Raw genomic sequence first — 17,397 nt, 5'->3', positions numbered from 1 at the left:
CCGCAGACTGTCACATTTCCACAATCTTTCAGAGCCGATCCGGCGCGTGTTCCGGATCCGGGTCAGACGGCGCCGCGGCGCTCCTCGTCCTGCCACGACCAGCGCTCGATCTTTTCGAGCAGGGCCCGCGGACTGATCGGCTTGGGCAGGTAGTCGTCCATGCCGGCTTCGAGGCAGCGTTCCTTGTCGCCTTTGAGTGCGTGCGCAGTGACACCGATGATCGGCACGCGCATGCCGGTGCCGCGTTCGAGCTTGCGGATTTCGCTCGTCGCCTCGAGCCCGTTCATCTCGGGCATCGACACGTCCATCAGGATCATCCTGGGACGACGCTCGCCATAGGCTGAAACCGCGCGCCTGCCATTGCCGACAATCTCGAAGCTGAGCTCGGTTTCGGCCAGGATCTGGCTGAACACCATCTGGTTCACCTCGTTGTCCTCGGCAACGAGAATGTCGAGCCCGCCATCGCCGCCCGGCCGTTGGCCGCCGCGGAGGCGCGTTGCTTGCGGCGCAGGGCTGCTGGGAAGCTTAGCCGGCACCTGCGCTTCAACCATCTGCGCCGGCGTGAGGTTGGGCGCCCGCTTGCGCTGGATCGCCGCGACCAGCGCCTCCAGCAGAGCAGACGAGCGCGCCGGCTTGATCAGTTGGGCATCAATTGCGAGATCGCGGTGCCCAGGACCAGAAAGCGACTGGTCGACCGAGGTCAGCATGACGACGGGCGTGTCCGACAGGGTCGGCGACTGCCGCACGATCCGGGCCATCTCGGCACCGGTCATGCCCGGCATCTGGTAGTCGAGCACGATGCAGTCGACATTGATGCCCATCGCCTGCGCGGCCTGCAGCACCTGCAGTCCCTCGGCGCCGCTCTTGGCGGCACAGGAATCAAAGCCCCACGACAGCATCTGTTCTGTCAGGATCGTGCGGTTGACGGCATTGTCGTCAACGATCAGCACGCGCGCACCGGTGACGTCGATCAGTGCTGCCGGCCGCGTCTCCAGCCGGCCGGCGTTGGGCAGGGTCAAGGAGAACCAGAAGGTCGAACCCGCCCCCTCACCGCTCTCCACGCCAATCTCGCCACCCATCATGTCGACGAGGCGCGAGGTGATGGCAAGGCCGAGGCCGGTGCCTTCGTGCCGCCGCGTCGACGACGAGTCGACCTGGCTGAACTTCTCGAACACCAGCTTGAGCTTGGCCTCGGGGATGCCGATGCCGGTGTCGGTCACCGCGACATGCAGCTTGGTCTGCTCGCCGTCGCTGCGGCCTGTCACGTCGACGAGCACATGGCCGGAATCGGTGAACTTCACCGCGTTGCCGAGCAGATTGGTGATGATCTGCCTGATGCGGCCGACGTCGCCGACATAGAGATGCCGGAGATCGGGCTGCATCCTGACGATCAGCTCGAGATCCTTCTCCTTGGCCCGCGTCGACATCAGCGTGGCGACGTCCTCGATCGCTTCCGACAGGTTGAACGGGATCGGGTCGAGCACCAGCTGGCCGGCGTCGATCTTCGAGAAATCGAGGATGTCATTGATGATCGTCAGCAGGGCATTGCCCGATTTGACGATGATGTCGGTGAAGGTCTTCTGCTTCGGGTCGAGGTCGGACTTCGCCAGAAGCTCGGCCATGCCGAGCACGCCATTCATCGGCGTGCGGATTTCGTGGCTCATATTGGCAAGGAATTCGGATTTGGCGCGGTCGGCCAGCACGGCCCGGCGCTGCGCTTCCTCGAGTTCGACTTCACGCTGCTTGAGCTCGGTGATGTTGGTTGTCGAGCCGATCAAATAGAGCGAACCGTCGGAGGCCACCATCGCGCTCTTGCGCGCGAACTGGTGGCGCATCGTCCCGTCGGCGCATGTCGCCGTCTCTTCGATCTCAACCGTCGTGCCGCGGCGCATGACCTCGCGGTCGGCCTCCATGAAGGGCTCGCCTTCGGAGCCGAAAATCTCGAGATCGGTCTTGCCGATGGCCTCTTCCTTGGAATAGCCGGTCAGCTCGCACCAACCCTGGTTGACATACATCAGCCTGAGGTCGTGGTGCTTGGCGTAGATCGACACCGGAACATTGTCGATCAGGCTGCGGAAAACCTCATTCTCGCGCATCGAGTCCTGCAGCGCACGCTCGCGCTGCTTGAGTTCGGTGATGTCGACACGCACGCCGATGAAGGTGCCGTCGGCCAGCCGCTGGTCGAAGATCTGGTACCAGCGGCCATCGGGATTGCGCCGCTCCCGCACCGCCTGGCTGGAGTGATAGCGTTCCATCATGCCCTCGACCCACGCCTCAGGATCGGCGTCATAGAGGGCATCAAGGTCGTCGTCGCTGGTGTCGCGGAAGTAGCCCGAGCGCTGCGCTGCCACCATGCTGTCGCGCAGCGTGCGACCTTCGGTGAGTACGTCATGGAGTGCCGGCAAGGCGCTCTTGAGCTTGCGGTTGGCAAGCACGAAACGGTCGTCGCGGTCATAGATGACGACGCCGGCCGGCAGCGATTCCAGCACTTCGGCCAGCCGATGGCGGGCTTCGACCGCTTCGACCTCACGGCGCTTCATCTCGCTGACGTCGTAATAGGAAACCAGCCGCTTGCCGCCGGACAGGGCAGTGACCGAATAGATCATGGTACAGCCGTCGGCGCGGCGGAATTCACGCGGCGCGACATCACCGGCCGCAATCTCGGACTCGCGCAGGGCGACGTAGCTTTCCCAGTCGGCGTCGGCGACGGCATAGACACCGCTGTAGCGATTGATGTCCATCAACGCCCTGAACGGGCAGCCGACGGCGACCTGGCCGACTGTCAGCCTCCAGATGTCGTGGAAAGCCCGGTTGATGAACTGCACGTTGAGGCCGGCATCGACCAGCACCACGCCCATGTTCATCGATTCGATGGTGCGTTCGAGATCGGCATAAGGCAGGTCGAGATCGTCCAGGGCCCGCGCGCCGCCAGCCTCGTTCGTCAGCCCCCGCTCATTGGCCGGCTCGCCGGTCGGATCGTTGACGTCCGAGCCCAGAATTTTCCGCATCCGTCAGCCCTGCATGCATGGAGCGATGCTGCTCCCCCGCAGACCGCCACGACAAACCTTGCCGCAGAAGCATTAACGACTGACTAACCTTAACATCGCAGCGCCGCACATCAGCAATTGCAAATGTAACTGGAGCGAGAAACCACGAAAAACCACACCTGACCTGCGCTTACTTTCCGCGACGTCAGCATCGGGCAACCGGGAAATCGCCACGAGCGGTGCCAGGTCGGCCTGAAACCTCCGCGCTAATCGTCATTGGCCGCGTTGAGCTCTTCCGGCCGCATGCCGCCATTGGGATCGACGAGGCCGAGCGACCGCGCCAGGATCAGCCGGCGCGACTTGAGCAAGGGCGAAAGTGCCGCCTGCACATCCGGCATGCGCGGGTTCCGCTCATGCGCGGCAACAGCCGCTTCATCGGCATAAAGTTCGTTGACCATCACCTTGTTCGCGATCGGCGTGCCGTCGCGCTCCACCGGCTTGATGACTTCGAAGCGCAGGCAGCCCGGCTCTTCCTGCAGCGTGGCACGGGCGTGTTCCGAGATCAGGTCGAGGAACTGCTCCTCCGCCCCGTCCACTGTCTCGAATTCGACGATGATGGTCATTTCAGCCAAGAGCTTATGCCTTTCCTGCGATCCCGCCGGCGAGCCAGTGGGCAGCGGCGATAGCGTCAGGCTAAGTCATGCAGGCAGCGTTGGGAAGGCCATGTCAGGGGCCTGAGGCGCACCGGCGGGCGAAGGGTTGTGCAGCCCGCCGGGCGTTGCCAAAGACGCGCACTCGATACATTGCGCACATGAATGGTGGGGAGTTGATGGTGAACAAATGATGAAGGCAAATGATCACTGTCGATGTCCTGATGTAAAGCAAGCGCGCCTGAAGGGAACCATTTCCCACCCCGAAGAGTTGCGTTCTGGCACACCGGGCGTGGTCTTTTCCTTTCAGCCACGTCCAGAAAGGGCCTGCCGTCCCCCTCCTGGCGGGCCCTTTCACCTTCATTTGAGCACCTTTTCCTGCAACTCCGTTGCAACCCAGAGTGACTCGACATCACACAGGTTGTAGAGCAGAATTTCCGCCCTGAAATGACCCACGCCTGCATGCAACCTTTGCCTCAAGGAGGCATATTGATGCGATCGCCTGCGGCAGATGCTTCCACATACGTGACGATGCTGAACTCTATCCTCGTTCTATACCCAAGGGCATGAGCGCGGATTTGGTTCTTGATCGCGATCAGCTTTGCTGACCGCGGCAGCAAGCAGGCAAAAACTCAGCAGCAAAGCATAAGACAAAAGAACAAGCACCATATGGGAGAAGACTATGGAGCACGTACTTTTCACCCAGCCTAACTCCCCGATTTATCCCAGGGATCTCGCGCTTCTTCAGCATGTGTTCGACCAGATCTGCCACGAACGCGGCGAAGACCCGAGTTCCGTCTGGGCAAGCGAGATAGCGAGGACGCTCCTCAAGCTTTATCGTAGCGGCGTGCGTGACAAGGATCTGCTGCTGGCAAGCATACCCCGTTTCAGGGCAAGAGCCGCCGCCTGACGAAAAGGCGGTCTGCAACCCCGAATTGCTAGCCCGAAAGCATCAGGCTTTCGGGACCGGGTGAATTGGACGCCAGCCTGTTGGCGCGCTTCACCAGGTTCTGGCGTCGACCTGATGCCGTACGCAGGAGGCGTTCGGGGTTTTCACCCCGATTCAATTTTTCCAAGATTTTTTCCGATCGGCCCTGCCCTGTTGCGGTCCGAAGGCAGAAATCATCCCGCCATTGATCCCGCTACGGCAAGCGGCGACAATGATGTCGACTGATTCTTTCCCGAAAACTGGGAAACAGGTTCGCGGGCAAGGTCACGCTCCAACGAGCGCTCGTTCCTATCCGGGATGGGCTCTGAGGCCCGGGCACATGTCGCGACGCATCGCAATGCTGCTTGCTGCCATCGCCGCCGTCGCCATGGCAACGGCGGCCCATGCTGCCGAGAGCCGTGCTCGCCAATTGCTTGTCGATCCGCATCTGCACGGCGTCGGCATGCTCTATGCGCGCTGGCCGTCCATCGCCGCCGACTACACCACCGCGATGATGCGCTATCGCCTGGCGGCCGAATATGAAGACCTGCCGCCCAGGACCTATCCCTTTGTCATGTTCTCCCGGCCGCCTCTCGGCGGACCCTGGACCTGGACTGCAACCAACGGCTCCCATGCCCGGCGCCTCAAGGACGGCGCCTTGCGCATCAGCCTGACCGACCAGCTCGGCAACTGGTTCGTCGAGATCCTGTGCGCCGACAGCGGCTGGCCGGTGTTTACCTGCAGCGACGGCGTCCAGCGAATCGCCGCCGCACCCGAGCCACACCTGCTTGTCATCGACGGCGTCGAATTCGTGCGCAGCCTGCCAGCCGAGTGAGGTCCAGCCGGACCAGCCGTTCCATGACGAAAAAAGGCCCGGCGCGATGAAGCCGGGCTCTTTTCTAGTCGGGCAGTGCCGGTCAGAACTTGTAGCTGATGCCGGCGCGCACGGTGTGCTCGTTGAGACCGATTTTGATGTCGCCCGGAAACGTCTCCGAACCGAAATCGGCATAACGGTATTCGAGGCGGCCGATCCAGTTGTCGGTGAACGCGTGCTCGATGCCGGCACCCACTGTCCAGCCGAGGAACGTCTTGCTCTCGTCATAGGCCTGCATCTTCACGTAGGTATTGGCGAAGCCAACGCCGCCCGTCGCGAAAAGCAGCGTACGGTCCATCGCATAGCCGGCGCGCAGGCGCGCGCTGCCTTGCCAGTTGGTCCCGGCTTCGACGGGAATGTCCATCGGCGGGAAATCGGGAACGCTGACACGGACGACCAAGTCCCGCTTGGTCCAGGCATGCGAGAGGTCAACCTCGATACCGCCGACGAAACCGCCGCCAAGCTGCCAATTGTAGCCGGCATGGACACCCAGCAGCCCGTTGTCGAAGCCATCGATATCGAAGGGCCGTTCGGCCGTGGCGACATCGACCGTACCATTGAGCCAGGCGTAGCCGCCATGCAGGCCGACATAGCCACCGGTCCAGACAAAACCAGCGGGCGCCTCCGCCGGCGCCGGCTCGTGGGCAACCACATCGGCGGCAAACGCGCTGCCCGCAACGGCAAGCATCAAGGTCGAAGCAAGAAGAACTGTTTTCATGAAAAACCCCTGGAATGAAGGGGCACGGCACGACAACCTTTCGTTGCCCTGAACCTGACTGCCGCACGCCCTTCAGCGCCTGATAAGGGCTGCCTGCGCGTCCGGAAACGACCAAATCTGGTTCTATCTTGCCGCCTGTTGATGTCGCGGCATTTCTACATCGTCGCGCTTGGATCAGCCGGTTGCAGAGTGGTTGTGCCCGACAATGTTCTGGACCGCCCAGCAATAGGCCTCGTCAAGGGCGGCGAATTTCTGCGCCTGCCACAGGAAATAGTCGTCCAGGAACGTCGCCGACAGCCACAACACCCTTTGGTCCGATGCCTCCGACCAGCCCATCAGCCCGCTTGTTTCCGCTTTCTTGAACATTCTGCGCAGGTTCGTGACGGAGATGAAGTATCGCGCGGCGAGTTCCGCCAGGCTGGAGGGACCGACGATCACCTTGCCGTCTTGCGGGATGAAATCTTCGATGCGCGATATGAGCTCGTGCAGGATCATCCCGCCCAGTTCCGACTGCAGGAACGAATTGATGCTTTCGGCCGGATAACGCCACACCGGGTTCTCGATCAGCCGCCGGGCTGCGCGTGGCTGGGCGGCGCGGAAGATCCTGTCGTCGGCGGTGCAGCGGGCGTGCCGCCCGCCATTGTCCAGTTCATCGAGGCAGCTCATATGCCCCATGAACCAGCCGGTCATCGCCTTCCGACTCGCCTCGGTCGTGTCGAGCAGGCGTAGCCGCTTGTCGTGCGGGGTGGGGATCTCGGTCAGAAACTTATAGGTCAGCAATTCCTGCAGAAAGGCTCGTGCCGTGTTGTGGCTGACAGCGCCGATGCTGGTGGCGATGTCGACCAGGCGCGACTGCGAAAGGCCGGAATGAGGGTCGTCCTCCGTGCGCTCGAGCGTAAGCGCATAGAGCGACTGGGTCATCAGCCATTTGCGGTGCGAAGCCTTGAGCCGCGCCAGCCTTGGCGTCTGCTCGTGGATGGCGATCAGATGGAGAGCCAGGCGCCGGTCGATGCGTGGAAAGAGCGGATGCGCAGTCAGCTCCGCTGCGCTCATCGGCTCTGTCGGGCGGCGGGGCGGATTCTGGGCGGGCATGTGCATGAAAGTCGCGATGGCAATTGCATTTTTGGCAATGAGCCCCCTTCAAAGGCGGCTCCAGTTCCGGTCAGTAACTCGGCCAGTTGATATCAAGCAATCCTGAATTGAACCTTGCTGATCCCTACAGGAGAACCGATAGCACAGGATGATTTCGCGGCGGCATGGCACCTCGAGCGTTGTCGGCCGATGCCCTCTCTTGTTAAGAAAAAATGCTATCGATCGACTGCGCACTGAGGCCGCCGATGCAACTCTCCGCCATCGGGCGCGTTCTGGTGGATGGATTTTACACCGAACGTCTGGGTCAAAGATGGAGAGTTTTCGCTGCGCGAGGTCGTCTCGGTGTCGGATGCCGTCGAGTTTCTTGACGGCTGGCCGCAAGACAAGCGCAATCCGTTCTTCTATCTCGCAGAAAACGCCATGCAGGCCGCGATCAACGGCTCGATCCCTGTCGACGAGGCGAGGGAAGCTTTCGAAAGCTTCTGCAACGAGGCCGGAATACTGGCCGCGTCGCCGGATGCGGCTTGAACTCCATTCTTGACGGGAAAGGCTGCCGTCGCCATTTTCCTGGTCTGCCTGTCGCGCCGAAAGCCGGCAGGTTCGCTTGCTCGAAAGACGGTCCATGACCCGGGAGGAAGTGATGACAGCCAAAACCTTTTCCAGCCCGATCTTCGTCAGGGACGCCGATCAGGCCATCCTGCAGATTGCCAGTGTCGCCGATGCGCTCGGCTTCCTCGCAAGGTGGCCCGAACAAAGGCGCGGACCGATCTACAACACGGCGATGCGCGCTTGCCATGCGGCACGCGAGGACCGGCTGTCGGTCGATGGTGCCCGAAATGCCTTCGCCGGCTTTGCCCGTTCCGTCGGCATCCGCGAAACCGAAGCGGTGTCGATCGAGCCATGGATCGCAACGCCGAAACGCGGCCGCATGCCCCTCTAACCCAGGGAACGTTTGCCTGTGGCTTTCCGTTGGAGCGGAAAGGAGCTCTGCCATGGTAAACCGTCGCAGCGAGACAATCCGATTCGGCAGCTGCTATTGCCGTGCCGTCACATTCCGCGTGACCGGAGAGCCTCTGCGTGTCGGGATCTGCCACTGCGCCGATTGCCGCAAGACCAGCGGTTCGGCATTTTCCGCCTATGCCGTCTGGCCGGTTTCGACCCTCGAACAGACGGGCCAGGTCAATACCTATGGCAAGCGAAGCTTCTGCGTCACCTGCGGCAGCCGCGTCACCTTCGTCAGCGACGACGAGGCCGAAGTCATGCTCGGCAGTCTCGACGTGGTGCCCTCCGATCTGACGCCTCAATATGAACTCTGGACTGGCCGACGGGAAAACTGGCTGCATCCTCTGCCCGAGGCGCAGCAGTTCGACCACGACCGTCAGCCGCCGGCCGCTGTTTCCGAAACCGCCCCCGCCGAACGTAGCGCTTTGAGAAAGCAAGCGTAGTCGCGGAAATCAGCGGGTTTGGGACCCGCCCTGATTTCCGAGGGCTTTCAGTGCGTGGTCGCCGTGGCGGTCTTGGCGCTCGGCTTCACGACCGGCTTGCGGCGACGCTTCGGCGCTGCCGGCACGGGATCGAAATCCGACGGCACGCTGGCGATGAACTCTCGACGATCCTGTATGCTGCATAACCGACGACAAACAGTGCTAGTGTTCGAAGCATGACGGCATTCTCCTTTGTCACCGCAACGCCGACGGGCAGGCAAGGTTCCACATGGCGTTTTCGCAGCGACGTGGCAGCGGCGGTCACACGCTGCGGCCACGCGACATGCCGGCAATGCATGTCGCCACCAAAAGAAAGGCCTGACATCTCGCGGTACGTCAGGCCTTAGGTGGGCATTCCGGCACGGGGCTGTAGTCCGGAAAGCCAGGAGGTCGTCGAAGACCAGGACAGGTCGGTCGTCACTGGCGCGGCGGCTGTCACCGCACAGGGTTTCGCGCGGACCAGTGGCGTCGCGCTGGTCCACGCGACGGCCAACCGTCTGGAGCCAATAGTTGGCTGCGGAAAACACGGCTGCCTTTGGCAGCGTGGGCAGGTCGGGTGCCTTCGGCCCGCCCGAATAGAAATTGGACGCCGGGTTCTGTTGCATGAAGTCATAGACCACCAAGCCGAGCGGCCGCTTGGGCCGTTCCGCTGCAGGCTGCTGCCATGACACTTCCTCCCGCAGCGCGCTCGCCGCGGCTGTCGGCGCCGCACCAAACTGCCTGCCCGGGTTCTGGGCTTCGCTGACATCCATCCAGTTTCTCGCGGTGAGCAGGTCATGGGCAAGATGATGGAACGACGTGTCGATCGCCTTCCTGGCTTTCTGCGCCTTGATCCGCGTCTGCGCTTCCAGGTCCTCGACCGTGCCGACGACAGCCTGGGCGTTGGGTGTGACCGGTGTCACGAGTTCGGCAAGTTCCTGCCAGAGATCGGTCGCGAGATACCCGCCGAAGGTCGGAAGGTTCTTGCGCTCGTCGGCCGAGTTATTACCTGGGCGCGCCCGACGACCGCATGATCCCGCCGGCAGCGCAGCGCATGACGCCCGAGCGCGCGGGCGCGACCGTCTCCGAAACGGCGGGCAGCCACGCCGTCTCGAAGCCCGAGGCCGTTGCCGCCATCATCGAGTAGGCCGCGACCGCTAAGTGACCAAGGGCAATTGAATGACCGCGACAAACAATGCCCGGAGCGTCGTCGGCGTTTCGGGAATGAGCATGCGAAACGCTCCTGCGCACTGGCCGGACAACTAGAATGGGCCAGCCAGGCGCGATCGCAGGATCTAGAGCGTCAGACCAATGGCCCTGCTTGACAGTCGTTTGACGGCAGCGGCTCGAGTTACAGTATGTGCTTGGAAGAACTGGTACGCCCAAGGGGAATCGAACCCCTGTTCCCGCCGTGAGAGGGCGGTGTCCTGACCGCTAGACGATGGGCGCAGCCGAGATCGGCGATATAGGCTGGCGTTCTTGAAAAAGCAACAGCCCGGCACGCGTTATTTGCACTTGTCCAGGCTGCCGCAGGGGCATCAACGTTTCGGTTCGATCAGATCCCACAGATTGCCGCAGAGATCGGCGAACACGGCGACGGTGCCATAGGCCTCGTGGCGCGGCGCTTCACGGAATTCGACGCCATTGGCCAGCATCGCCGCATGGTCGCGGGCAAAATCGTCGGTCTCCAGAAACAGGAATACGCGACCTCCGGTCTGGTTGCCGATTGCCGCCACTTGGCTCTCGCCATCCGCTTTGGCGAGCAGCAGCCTTGTGCCCTGCCCGCTGCCCGGCTCGACAGTTATCCAGCGCTTGCCGCCGCCGAGGTCGACATCCTCGACAAGGGAAAGCCCGAGCTTGCCGACATACCAGGCGATCGCCTGGTCGTAATCGGCGACGACCACCGAGACGGTGGCGATGCGGCGCCGGGCGGCGAAGCCGCTCACTTGGTGCGGACCTGGAACTGGCCGATCAGGCGCCGTTCTGACATGTCGTAGAGGAAGATGGTCCTGCTGCCGTCGACGAGTTCGGCGTCTATCGAGATGCGGTTGCCCGACAGCGCCTGCGACATGATCTTGGCGCCCACCGGCAGGATGATCTCGCCGCTGATCTGGCCGCCCGCCGGCACCTGGATGTCGCCGCTCGCCACCGGAGCGGCTGCCTCCGGCGTCCGCGATTTGTAGACAACGCCGCCGAGGACGGCCATAAGGGCGATGAACAACAGCCCTATATTGATGATGAAGAAGCGGACCAGTTTCCTGCGGACACGCTCAACCGATGGGTCGAGCGGCTTGTCTTCTTCTTCGATAGCGGGCCGAGACATGGCAAAACTTCCGGAACAATTGTTATGAGCGCATCAGATAGCGAAGCGACAGGCACTTTGATAGTGCTCGAAGCCGACGCCGATGCCGCAGGTGTGCGGCTCGACCAGTGGCTGGCCGGCCGCCTTGCGCCCGATCTGTCGCGCAGCCGCGTCCAGGCGCTGATCAAGCAGGGTGCGGTCAGCATCGGCGGCAAGGTCGTCGAGGAGGCCAAGCGCAAGCTGGCTGCCGGCGACGAAATAGCCATCGACATGCCCGAGGCCGAACCGGCCGAACCCGAGGGCGAAGCGATACCGCTCGACATTCTCTATGAGGACGACGAGCTGATCGTCATCAACAAGCCGGCCGGCCTCGTCGTCCATCCCGGCGCCGGCAACTGGACCGGCACGCTGGTCAATGCGTTGATCCACCATTGCGGCGACAGCCTGTCGGGCATAGGCGGCGTCAAGCGGCCGGGCATCGTCCATCGCCTCGACAAGGAGACCTCGGGCGTCATGGTCGTTGCCAAGACCGACCGCGCCCACAAGTCGCTGTCCGAGGCCTTTGCCGACCATGGCCGCACCGGCGACCTCGAACGCGCCTATGACGCGCTGGTCTGGGGCTTTCCGCAGCGCATGACCGGCACCATCGACGCTCCGCTCGGCCGCCACGCCGACCGTGTCCGCCGCGCCGTGGTGCCCGAACACCGCGACGACGCCCGCCACGCCATCACCCATTTCACCGTGCAGGAGCGGTTCGGCCAGGACCAGGCCGAATTCACCACGGCAAGCCTTGTCGAATGCCGGCTGGAAACCGGGCGCACCCACCAGATTCGCGTTCACATGGCCCATATCGGCCACCCCGTCGTCGGCGATCCCGACTATGGCCAGGCCTTCCGGACCAAGTCGAACCGGCTGCCCGAACCGTTGAAGTCCGCGGTAAAGGCATTTCCACGCCAGGCTTTGCATGCCCGCCTCCTTGCATTTCGCCACCCGGCTTCCCATCTCATCATGCGGTTCGAGGCGCCCTTGCCTCGCGACATGGGGGAATTGGTCGAAGGCTTTCGCAATCTCTGAACCTTCGATCAGAAAACCTGACTCGTATTGTTCACTTAGGCGTGACACTCTGTTTCGCGTTGAACAAATAGTGTCTTTTCTGGTTTTGTTCCTGTATAAGACCCATAGCGCGACAGGCATTCGGCAGCCGCGCCACATGCTCGCCTGGATCAGGGGGCATATCTCGCAAAGAGGGAGGGTGCTTTATGGCCCAGTCACTACCCAGTATCGTTTCCGGCGAGGGCGGCCTCAGCCGCTACCTGGAAGAAATCCGTCGCTTTCCGATGCTCCAGCCGCAGGAAGAGTACATGCTCGCCAAGCGGTACAACGAGCATGAAGACACCACCGCCGCCCACAAGCTGGTCACCAGCCACCTGCGTCTCGTGGCCAAGATCGCCATGGGCTATCGCGGTTATGGCCTGCCCATCGGCGAAGTCATCTCGGAAGGCAATGTCGGCCTGATGCAGGCCGTCAAGAAATTCGAGCCGGAGCGCGGTTTCCGTCTCGCCACCTATGCCATGTGGTGGATCAAGGCCTCGATCCAGGAGTACATCCTGCGCTCGTGGTCGCTGGTCAAGATGGGCACCACCGCCAACCAGAAGCGTCTGTTCTTCAACCTGCGCAAGGTCAAGGGCAAGATTCAGGCGCTCGACGACGGCGACCTGAAGCCCGAGCACATCACCGAGATCGCCACGCGCCTCAATGTCTCCGAGGCCGAGGTGGTGTCGATGAACCGCCGCCTGTCGGGCGACGCTTCGCTGAATGCACCCATCCGCGCCAGCGAAGGCGAGTCGGGCGAGTGGCAGGACTGGCTTGTCGACGACCATGACAGCCAGGAAACCATGCTCATCGAGCAGGACGAGCTCGACAACCGCCGCGGCATGCTGGCGAGCGCCATGTCGGTGCTCAACGACCGCGAAAAGCGCATCTTCGAGGCGCGTCGCCTTGCCGACGAGCCACTGACGCTGGAAGAGCTTTCGGCCGAATTCGACATCAGCCGCGAGCGCGTCCGCCAGATCGAGGTCCGCGCCTTCGAAAAGGTCCAGGACGCGGTCAAGGCCGCTGCCAAGAAGCAGGCCCAGGCGCTGCGCACCATCGACGCCTGACAATCGGCCTCAGCTTGAAACAAAAAACGCGCCGGCATGCCGGCGCGTTCTTCTTTCGGTCTCCATCTTCCCCCGAAGGTGGAAGCCCGTCCCAGAACTTTCCCCGCGCTCAGGCCTTTTTCGTCAGGCTCAGCGCCAGCTGCTCCATGCGCTCGGCCAGCGAGCCCAGCGCGCCGGTCAGCGCCGCATCGTTCTTATCGGCCTTGGTCAAGGCATCGTCGCGCGTCTTGCGCAGCGTCAGCACTTCGGTTTCCATGCCCTTGACGCGCTTCTGCAGCTCGGACAACTCGTCCATCACCATGATGCCGGCCATCACGGTCAGTCGCTGGTCGCCGATCTCGCCGAACGAATCCTTGAGATGCAGCACGTAGCGGTCGAAACGGTTGGCAAGGTCGATGAGGTGCTCTTCCTGTCCCTCGTCGCAGGCCATGCGGTATTGCTTGCCATCGATGGTAACGGTGACTTGCGCCATCTCCACCCTACCTGTCCAGCACGGCGCGGATCGTCTCCATCGCCGTCACGAGCCGCCGCGAGACTTCCTTGTTGGCTTCTTCCAGCCGTTCGGCCCGGGCTTCGGAATTGTCGAGTTCCTGCGCCAGCCGCGCCCGGTCGGCATTCATGCGCTGGACCTCGGCTTCGGCTTCGCCGTAGTCCTGATCGTGCTCGAGCCGCGCGGCGACCGCACCCTCGAGCGTATCGATCGCCCTGCCTAGCCGGCCAATGACTTCCCTGAGTGTCGTATCCCCGGTCATGGCTCTCGTAGACCCCCGCCCATCACCGAATCGCGCACGTTTCAGAACGCGTTATCAAGGAAACATTAGGCACCGGTTGAAGGAGGCGTCAACAAAGCTGTTTTGTCTTTCCCCCACTAAGCGTGTCCAAGCCGACACAGCGAAGCGGCCGGGGCGTGACTTCGCGCCGCAACGAGGGCGCGAAAACGCACCGATTTGTTGACTCAAGCCCTGTGCCTGCTATGTGTCCCCCCACCTTTCTGGGGCCGTCGGCGGCCCCTTTTCTCGACTATGGGAGGGACGATGTCCTCGCGCGAAAAACACGACCGGATGGCCAATGCGATCCGCTTTCTGTCCATGGATGCGGTCGAGAAGGCCAACTCCGGCCATCCCGGCCTGCCAATGGGCGCCGCCGACATCGCGACCGTGCTCTACACCCGCTTCCTCAAGCATGATCCGGCAAACCCGCACTGGCACGACCGCGACCGCTTCGTGCTGTCGGCCGGCCATGGCTCGATGCTGCTCTACTCGGTGCTCTACCTCTCGGGCTACGAGGACATCAGCCTCGACGAGATCAAGAATTTCCGCCAGCTCGGCTCGAAGACCGCCGGCCACCCGGAATACGGCCACGCCTCGGGCATCGAGACGACCACCGGTCCGCTCGGCCAAGGTCTCGCCAACGCCGTCGGCATGGCGCTCGCCGAGCGCATCATGAATGCCCAGTTCGGCGACAAGCTGGTCGACCACTACACCTACGTGCTCGCCGGTGACGGCTGCCTGATGGAAGGCATCTCGCAGGAGGCGCTGTCGCTTGCCGGCCACCTCAAGCTCAACAAGCTGATCGTCTTCTGGGACGACAACAACATCTCCATCGACGGCCCGATCTCGATGTCGGATTCGACCGACCAGCTGGCGCGCTTCGCCGCCTCGGGCTGGAACACGCTGGCCATCGACGGCCACGACCCGGAAGCCATTGCCGGCGCCATCGAGGCCGCCAAGCGTTCCGACCGCCCGACGCTGATCGCCGCCAAGACCACCATCGGCTTCGGCTCACCGGCCAAGGCCGGCACCAACAAGGTACACGGCTCGCCGCTGGGCGCCGCCGAAATCGAAGCGACCCGCAAGGCGCTCGGCTGGGAATACCCGGCCTTCGAAATTCCCTCCGACATCCTCGACGCATGGCGTCTCGCCGGCCTCAACTCGGCCAAGAAGCGTGTCGACTGGGAAAAGCGCCTCGCCGAGGCCGGCACGGAAGTCCGTGGCGAGTTCGAGCGCCGCATGCGCGGCGACCTGCCCGCCAGCTTCGACGCCGCCATCGCCGAGTACAAGAAGAAGCTCGCCGCCGACAAGCCGAAGGTCGCCACCCGCAAGTCGTCGGAAATGGCGCTCGAGGTGATCAACGGCGTCGTGCCCGAAACCATCGGCGGCTCGGCCGACCTGACCGGCTCCAACAACACCAAGACCAGCCAGACCAGGAACATCACGGCCGAGGACTACGGCCAGCGCTTCGTCCACTACGGCATCCGCGAGCTCGGCATGTGCGCGGCGATGAACGGCATGGCGCTGCATGGCGGCGTCATCCCCTACTCCGGCACCTTCCTGTGCTTCTCCGACTATGCCCGCCCGGCCATGCGCCTGGCGTCGCTGATGGGCATCCGCGTCGGCTTCGTCATGACCCATGATTCGATCGGTCTCGGCGAAGACGGCCCGACCCACCAGCCGGTCGAGCATCTGGCGGCCCTGCGCGCCATCCCCAACCACATCGTCTTCCGTCCGGCCGATGCCACGGAAGCTGCCGAGTGCTGGCAGCTGACGCTGGAGAATCGCAAGACCCCTTCGACGCTGGCGCTGACCCGCCAGAACCTGCCGGCGGTACGCACCGAATATGTCGAGGAAAACCTCTGCGGCTACGGCGCCTATGAACTCGCCACTGCCGACGGCGATGCCGAAGTCACCATCTTCGCCACCGGCTCCGAGGTCGAGATCGCGCTCGACGCCCGCAAGCTGCTGCAGGCCGCCGGCCACCCGACCCGCGTCGTCTCGGTCCCCGCCTTCGAGTTGTTCGAACAGCAGAGCCCGGAATATCGCAAGGCGATGATCGGCAATGCCAAGGTCAAGGTCGCCATCGAGGCTGGCATCCGCCAGGGCTGGGACAGCTTCATCGGTTCCGACGGCGTCTTCATCGGCATGCACGGCTTCGGCGCCAGCGCCCCGATCGAAGAGCTCTACAAGCATTTCGGCATCACCGCCGAGGCTGCCGCAAAGGCCGCCACGGCTCGGCTTCAGGCATAAGACGTCCCCCAGGAGAACCAACATGACCGTTAGAGTTGCCATCAATGGTTTCGGCCGCATCGGCCGCAACATCGTGCGTGCCATCTATGAGTCGGGCCGCAAGGACATCGACGTCGTCGCCGTCAACGATCTCGGCCCGGTCGAGACCAACGCCCACCTGCTGCGCTACGACAGCGTGCATGGCCGCTTCCCGCACGAAGTGAAGGTCGAGGGCGACCAGATCAACATCGGCACCGACAAGTTCAAGGTCACCGCGATCAAGGACCCGTCGCAGCTGCCGTGGAAGGAACTCGGCGTCGACATCGCGCTCGAATGCACCGGCATCTTCACCTCGAAGGACAAGGCTTCGGCGCACCTCGCCGCCGGCGCCAAGCGTGTCATCGTCTCGGCACCCGCCGACGGCGCCGACCTGACCGTGGTCTACGGCGTCAACCACGACAAGATCAACAAGGACCACATCGTCATCTCGAATGCGTCCTGCACCACCAACTGCCTGGCTCCCGTCGCCATGGTCCTCAACAATGCCTTCGGCATCGAAAAGGGCTTCATGACCACGATCCATGCCTACACTGGTGACCAGCCGACGCTTGACACCATGCACAAGGATCTCTACCGCGCCCGCGCCGCGGCGATGTCGATGATCCCGACCTCGACCGGTGCCGCCAAGGCCGTCGGCCTGGTGCTGCCGGAACTCAAGGGCAAGCTCGACGGGGTCTCGATCCGCGTGCCGACCCCGAACGTCTCCTGCATCGACTTCAAGTTCCTGGCCAAGAAGAACGTCACGGTCGAAGAGGTCAACGCGGTGCTCATCGCTGCCGCCAACGGCCCGCTCAAGGGCGTCCTCGCCTTCACCGACGAGCCGCTGGTCTCCATCGACATGAACCACAACCCGGCCTCGTCGACCTTCGCGCTCGACCAGACCAAGGTCATCGAGGGCAACCTCGTGCGCGTCATGTCCTGGTACGACAACGAGTGGGGCTTCTCCAACCGCATGGCTGACACGGCCGTCGTGATGGGCCGCACCATCGGCTGATTGCCGCGCCCGCCTCGGGCGACTACAGCGCCGCGCGTCCGCCAGGACGCGCAAAGGACGCTGTAGCACTTAACGGCTGCATGATCCTTTCCGAAATCGACTTTCGATTTCGGGGTCATGCACTAACCTATTGGCAACGCCCGGCTTCGGCCGGGCGTTTTCATTTCT

Annotated in this window: 19 protein-coding genes and 1 tRNA gene; 9 read left to right on the top strand and 11 right to left on the bottom strand. The window is 63.0% G+C overall.

The window, feature by feature from the left end:
* Positions 1 to 62: 62 nt before the first annotated feature.
* Positions 63 to 3,008 (bottom strand): response regulator, encoded by a 2,946-nt coding sequence (locus HNQ95_RS07395; RefSeq protein ID WP_083948474.1) that lies wholly within the window; start codon positions 3,006 to 3,008, stop codon positions 63 to 65.
* Between the two features lie 245 nt (positions 3,009 to 3,253).
* Complete coding sequence (locus HNQ95_RS07390) at positions 3,254 to 3,610, bottom strand: putative quinol monooxygenase (protein WP_067957278.1); 357 nt, start codon at positions 3,608 to 3,610, stop codon at positions 3,254 to 3,256.
* A 709-nt stretch (positions 3,611 to 4,319) separates the two neighbouring features.
* Between HNQ95_RS07390 and HNQ95_RS07385 the strand changes: the two genes are divergently transcribed.
* On the top strand, positions 4,320 to 4,547 hold the full coding sequence (locus HNQ95_RS07385; protein ID WP_067957276.1) for a hypothetical protein: 228 nt from the start codon (positions 4,320 to 4,322) through the stop codon (positions 4,545 to 4,547).
* A gap of 28 nt (positions 4,548 to 4,575) precedes the next feature.
* Here the strand turns inward: HNQ95_RS07385 and HNQ95_RS07380 are convergent, their stop codons facing one another.
* Entirely contained in the window at positions 4,576 to 4,713 is a 138-nt protein-coding gene (locus tag HNQ95_RS07380; RefSeq protein ID WP_157097007.1) for a hypothetical protein, read from the bottom strand.
* 192 nt (positions 4,714 to 4,905) lie between these two features.
* On the opposite strand from HNQ95_RS07380, the gene HNQ95_RS07375 reads away from it, so the two are divergent.
* On the top strand, positions 4,906 to 5,400 hold the full coding sequence (locus tag HNQ95_RS07375) for a hypothetical protein (protein ID WP_067957273.1): 495 nt from the start codon (positions 4,906 to 4,908) through the stop codon (positions 5,398 to 5,400).
* Between the two features lie 82 nt (positions 5,401 to 5,482).
* On the opposite strand, the gene HNQ95_RS07370 is transcribed toward HNQ95_RS07375, so the two are convergent.
* Positions 5,483 to 6,157 (bottom strand): outer membrane protein, encoded by a 675-nt coding sequence (locus HNQ95_RS07370; protein WP_067957269.1) that lies wholly within the window; start codon positions 6,155 to 6,157, stop codon positions 5,483 to 5,485.
* A gap of 174 nt (positions 6,158 to 6,331) precedes the next feature.
* A complete protein-coding gene (locus HNQ95_RS07365) occupies positions 6,332 to 7,210 on the bottom strand; it encodes a hypothetical protein (protein ID WP_157097006.1) in 879 nt (292 codons plus the stop codon).
* 318 nt (positions 7,211 to 7,528) lie between these two features.
* Here HNQ95_RS07365 and HNQ95_RS07360 point away from each other — a divergent pair, with 318 nt between their 5' ends.
* From HNQ95_RS07360 to HNQ95_RS07350, 3 genes are all read left to right on the top strand, one after another.
* Positions 7,529 to 7,777, top strand: a complete 249-nt coding sequence (locus HNQ95_RS07360; protein WP_067957266.1) for a DUF982 domain-containing protein — start codon at positions 7,529 to 7,531, stop codon at positions 7,775 to 7,777.
* A gap of 112 nt (positions 7,778 to 7,889) precedes the next feature.
* Positions 7,890 to 8,189, top strand: coding sequence for a DUF982 domain-containing protein (locus tag HNQ95_RS07355; protein ID WP_067966086.1), 300 nt, complete (start codon positions 7,890 to 7,892; stop codon positions 8,187 to 8,189).
* Between the two features lie 52 nt (positions 8,190 to 8,241).
* Complete coding sequence (locus tag HNQ95_RS07350) at positions 8,242 to 8,694, top strand: GFA family protein (RefSeq protein ID WP_067957263.1); 453 nt, start codon at positions 8,242 to 8,244, stop codon at positions 8,692 to 8,694.
* A 47-nt stretch (positions 8,695 to 8,741) separates the two neighbouring features.
* On the opposite strand, the gene HNQ95_RS07345 is transcribed toward HNQ95_RS07350, so the two are convergent.
* From HNQ95_RS07345 to HNQ95_RS07330, 4 genes are all read right to left on the bottom strand, one after another.
* A complete protein-coding gene (locus HNQ95_RS07345; RefSeq protein ID WP_182573816.1) occupies positions 8,742 to 9,758 on the bottom strand; it encodes an aromatic amino acid lyase in 1,017 nt (338 codons plus the stop codon).
* A gap of 328 nt (positions 9,759 to 10,086) precedes the next feature.
* A tRNA-Glu gene (locus HNQ95_RS07340) sits at positions 10,087 to 10,161 on the bottom strand.
* A gap of 89 nt (positions 10,162 to 10,250) precedes the next feature.
* Complete coding sequence (locus tag HNQ95_RS07335) at positions 10,251 to 10,658, bottom strand: VOC family protein (protein WP_067957199.1); 408 nt, start codon at positions 10,656 to 10,658, stop codon at positions 10,251 to 10,253.
* Positions 10,655 to 11,035, bottom strand: a complete 381-nt coding sequence (locus HNQ95_RS07330; protein WP_067957196.1) for a fimbrial protein — start codon at positions 11,033 to 11,035, stop codon at positions 10,655 to 10,657. The genes HNQ95_RS07335 and HNQ95_RS07330 overlap by 4 nt, the downstream gene beginning before the upstream one ends.
* 24 nt (positions 11,036 to 11,059) lie before the next feature.
* Between HNQ95_RS07330 and HNQ95_RS07325 the strand changes: the two genes are divergently transcribed.
* Positions 11,060 to 12,088: an RluA family pseudouridine synthase gene (locus HNQ95_RS07325; RefSeq protein ID WP_067957193.1), complete on the top strand. Its 1,029-nt coding sequence runs from the start codon at positions 11,060 to 11,062 to the stop codon at positions 12,086 to 12,088.
* Positions 12,089 to 12,273: 185 nt separating this feature from the next.
* A complete protein-coding gene (gene rpoH, locus HNQ95_RS07320) occupies positions 12,274 to 13,173 on the top strand; it encodes an RNA polymerase sigma factor RpoH (RefSeq protein ID WP_067957191.1) in 900 nt (299 codons plus the stop codon).
* Between the two features lie 109 nt (positions 13,174 to 13,282).
* Here rpoH and HNQ95_RS07315 read toward each other — a convergent pair whose 3' ends face one another.
* Together HNQ95_RS07315 and HNQ95_RS07310 are read right to left on the bottom strand one after the other, a co-directional pair.
* Entirely contained in the window at positions 13,283 to 13,645 is a 363-nt protein-coding gene (locus HNQ95_RS07315; protein WP_067966084.1) for a cell division protein ZapA, read from the bottom strand.
* A 7-nt stretch (positions 13,646 to 13,652) separates the two neighbouring features.
* Complete coding sequence (locus HNQ95_RS07310; RefSeq protein ID WP_067957185.1) at positions 13,653 to 13,925, bottom strand: DUF4164 domain-containing protein; 273 nt, start codon at positions 13,923 to 13,925, stop codon at positions 13,653 to 13,655.
* A 282-nt stretch (positions 13,926 to 14,207) separates the two neighbouring features.
* Here HNQ95_RS07310 and tkt point away from each other — a divergent pair, with 282 nt between their 5' ends.
* Both tkt and gap read left to right on the top strand, forming a co-directional pair.
* The gene (tkt, locus tag HNQ95_RS07305) at positions 14,208 to 16,196 is read left to right on the top strand and encodes a transketolase (RefSeq protein ID WP_182573773.1); all 1,989 of its coding nucleotides are present in this window, start codon (positions 14,208 to 14,210) and stop codon (positions 16,194 to 16,196) included.
* A gap of 22 nt (positions 16,197 to 16,218) precedes the next feature.
* Positions 16,219 to 17,229, top strand: a complete 1,011-nt coding sequence (gene gap / locus HNQ95_RS07300; RefSeq protein WP_182573772.1) for a type I glyceraldehyde-3-phosphate dehydrogenase — start codon at positions 16,219 to 16,221, stop codon at positions 17,227 to 17,229.
* Positions 17,230 to 17,397 lie beyond the last annotated feature (168 nt).

Origin of the sequence: Aminobacter ciceronei (assembly GCF_014138625.1) — a bacterium.
Taxonomy (GTDB): domain Bacteria; phylum Pseudomonadota; class Alphaproteobacteria; order Rhizobiales; family Rhizobiaceae; genus Aminobacter; species Aminobacter ciceronei.
This window is presented reverse-complemented; position numbering and strand designations above follow the sequence as displayed.

What these genes read in the sequence shown, in the direction of transcription:
- HNQ95_RS07350 (WP_067957263.1), top strand. Translation starts at nt 8,242, where the DNA reads ATGGTAAACCGTCGCAGCGAGACAATCCGATTCGGCAGCTGCTATTGC.
- HNQ95_RS07370 (WP_067957269.1), bottom strand. Translation starts at nt 6,157, where the DNA reads ATGAAAACAGTTCTTCTTGCTTCGACCTTGATGCTTGCCGTTGCGGGC.
- HNQ95_RS07390 (WP_067957278.1), bottom strand. Translation starts at nt 3,610, where the DNA reads ATGACCATCATCGTCGAATTCGAGACAGTGGACGGGGCGGAGGAGCAG.
- tkt (WP_182573773.1), top strand. Translation starts at nt 14,208, where the DNA reads ATGTCCTCGCGCGAAAAACACGACCGGATGGCCAATGCGATCCGCTTT.
- HNQ95_RS07385 (WP_067957276.1), top strand. Translation starts at nt 4,320, where the DNA reads ATGGAGCACGTACTTTTCACCCAGCCTAACTCCCCGATTTATCCCAGG.
- HNQ95_RS07330 (WP_067957196.1), bottom strand. Translation starts at nt 11,035, where the DNA reads ATGTCTCGGCCCGCTATCGAAGAAGAAGACAAGCCGCTCGACCCATCG.
- HNQ95_RS07310 (WP_067957185.1), bottom strand. Translation starts at nt 13,925, where the DNA reads ATGACCGGGGATACGACACTCAGGGAAGTCATTGGCCGGCTAGGCAGG.
- HNQ95_RS07395 (WP_083948474.1), bottom strand. Translation starts at nt 3,008, where the DNA reads ATGCGGAAAATTCTGGGCTCGGACGTCAACGATCCGACCGGCGAGCCG.
- HNQ95_RS07315 (WP_067966084.1), bottom strand. Translation starts at nt 13,645, where the DNA reads ATGGCGCAAGTCACCGTTACCATCGATGGCAAGCAATACCGCATGGCC.
- rpoH (WP_067957191.1), top strand. Translation starts at nt 12,274, where the DNA reads ATGGCCCAGTCACTACCCAGTATCGTTTCCGGCGAGGGCGGCCTCAGC.
- HNQ95_RS07325 (WP_067957193.1), top strand. Translation starts at nt 11,060, where the DNA reads ATGAGCGCATCAGATAGCGAAGCGACAGGCACTTTGATAGTGCTCGAA.
- HNQ95_RS07360 (WP_067957266.1), top strand. Translation starts at nt 7,529, where the DNA reads ATGGATTTTACACCGAACGTCTGGGTCAAAGATGGAGAGTTTTCGCTG.
- HNQ95_RS07375 (WP_067957273.1), top strand. Translation starts at nt 4,906, where the DNA reads ATGTCGCGACGCATCGCAATGCTGCTTGCTGCCATCGCCGCCGTCGCC.
- HNQ95_RS07355 (WP_067966086.1), top strand. Translation starts at nt 7,890, where the DNA reads ATGACAGCCAAAACCTTTTCCAGCCCGATCTTCGTCAGGGACGCCGAT.
- gap (WP_182573772.1), top strand. Translation starts at nt 16,219, where the DNA reads ATGACCGTTAGAGTTGCCATCAATGGTTTCGGCCGCATCGGCCGCAAC.
- HNQ95_RS07365 (WP_157097006.1), bottom strand. Translation starts at nt 7,210, where the DNA reads ATGAGCGCAGCGGAGCTGACTGCGCATCCGCTCTTTCCACGCATCGAC.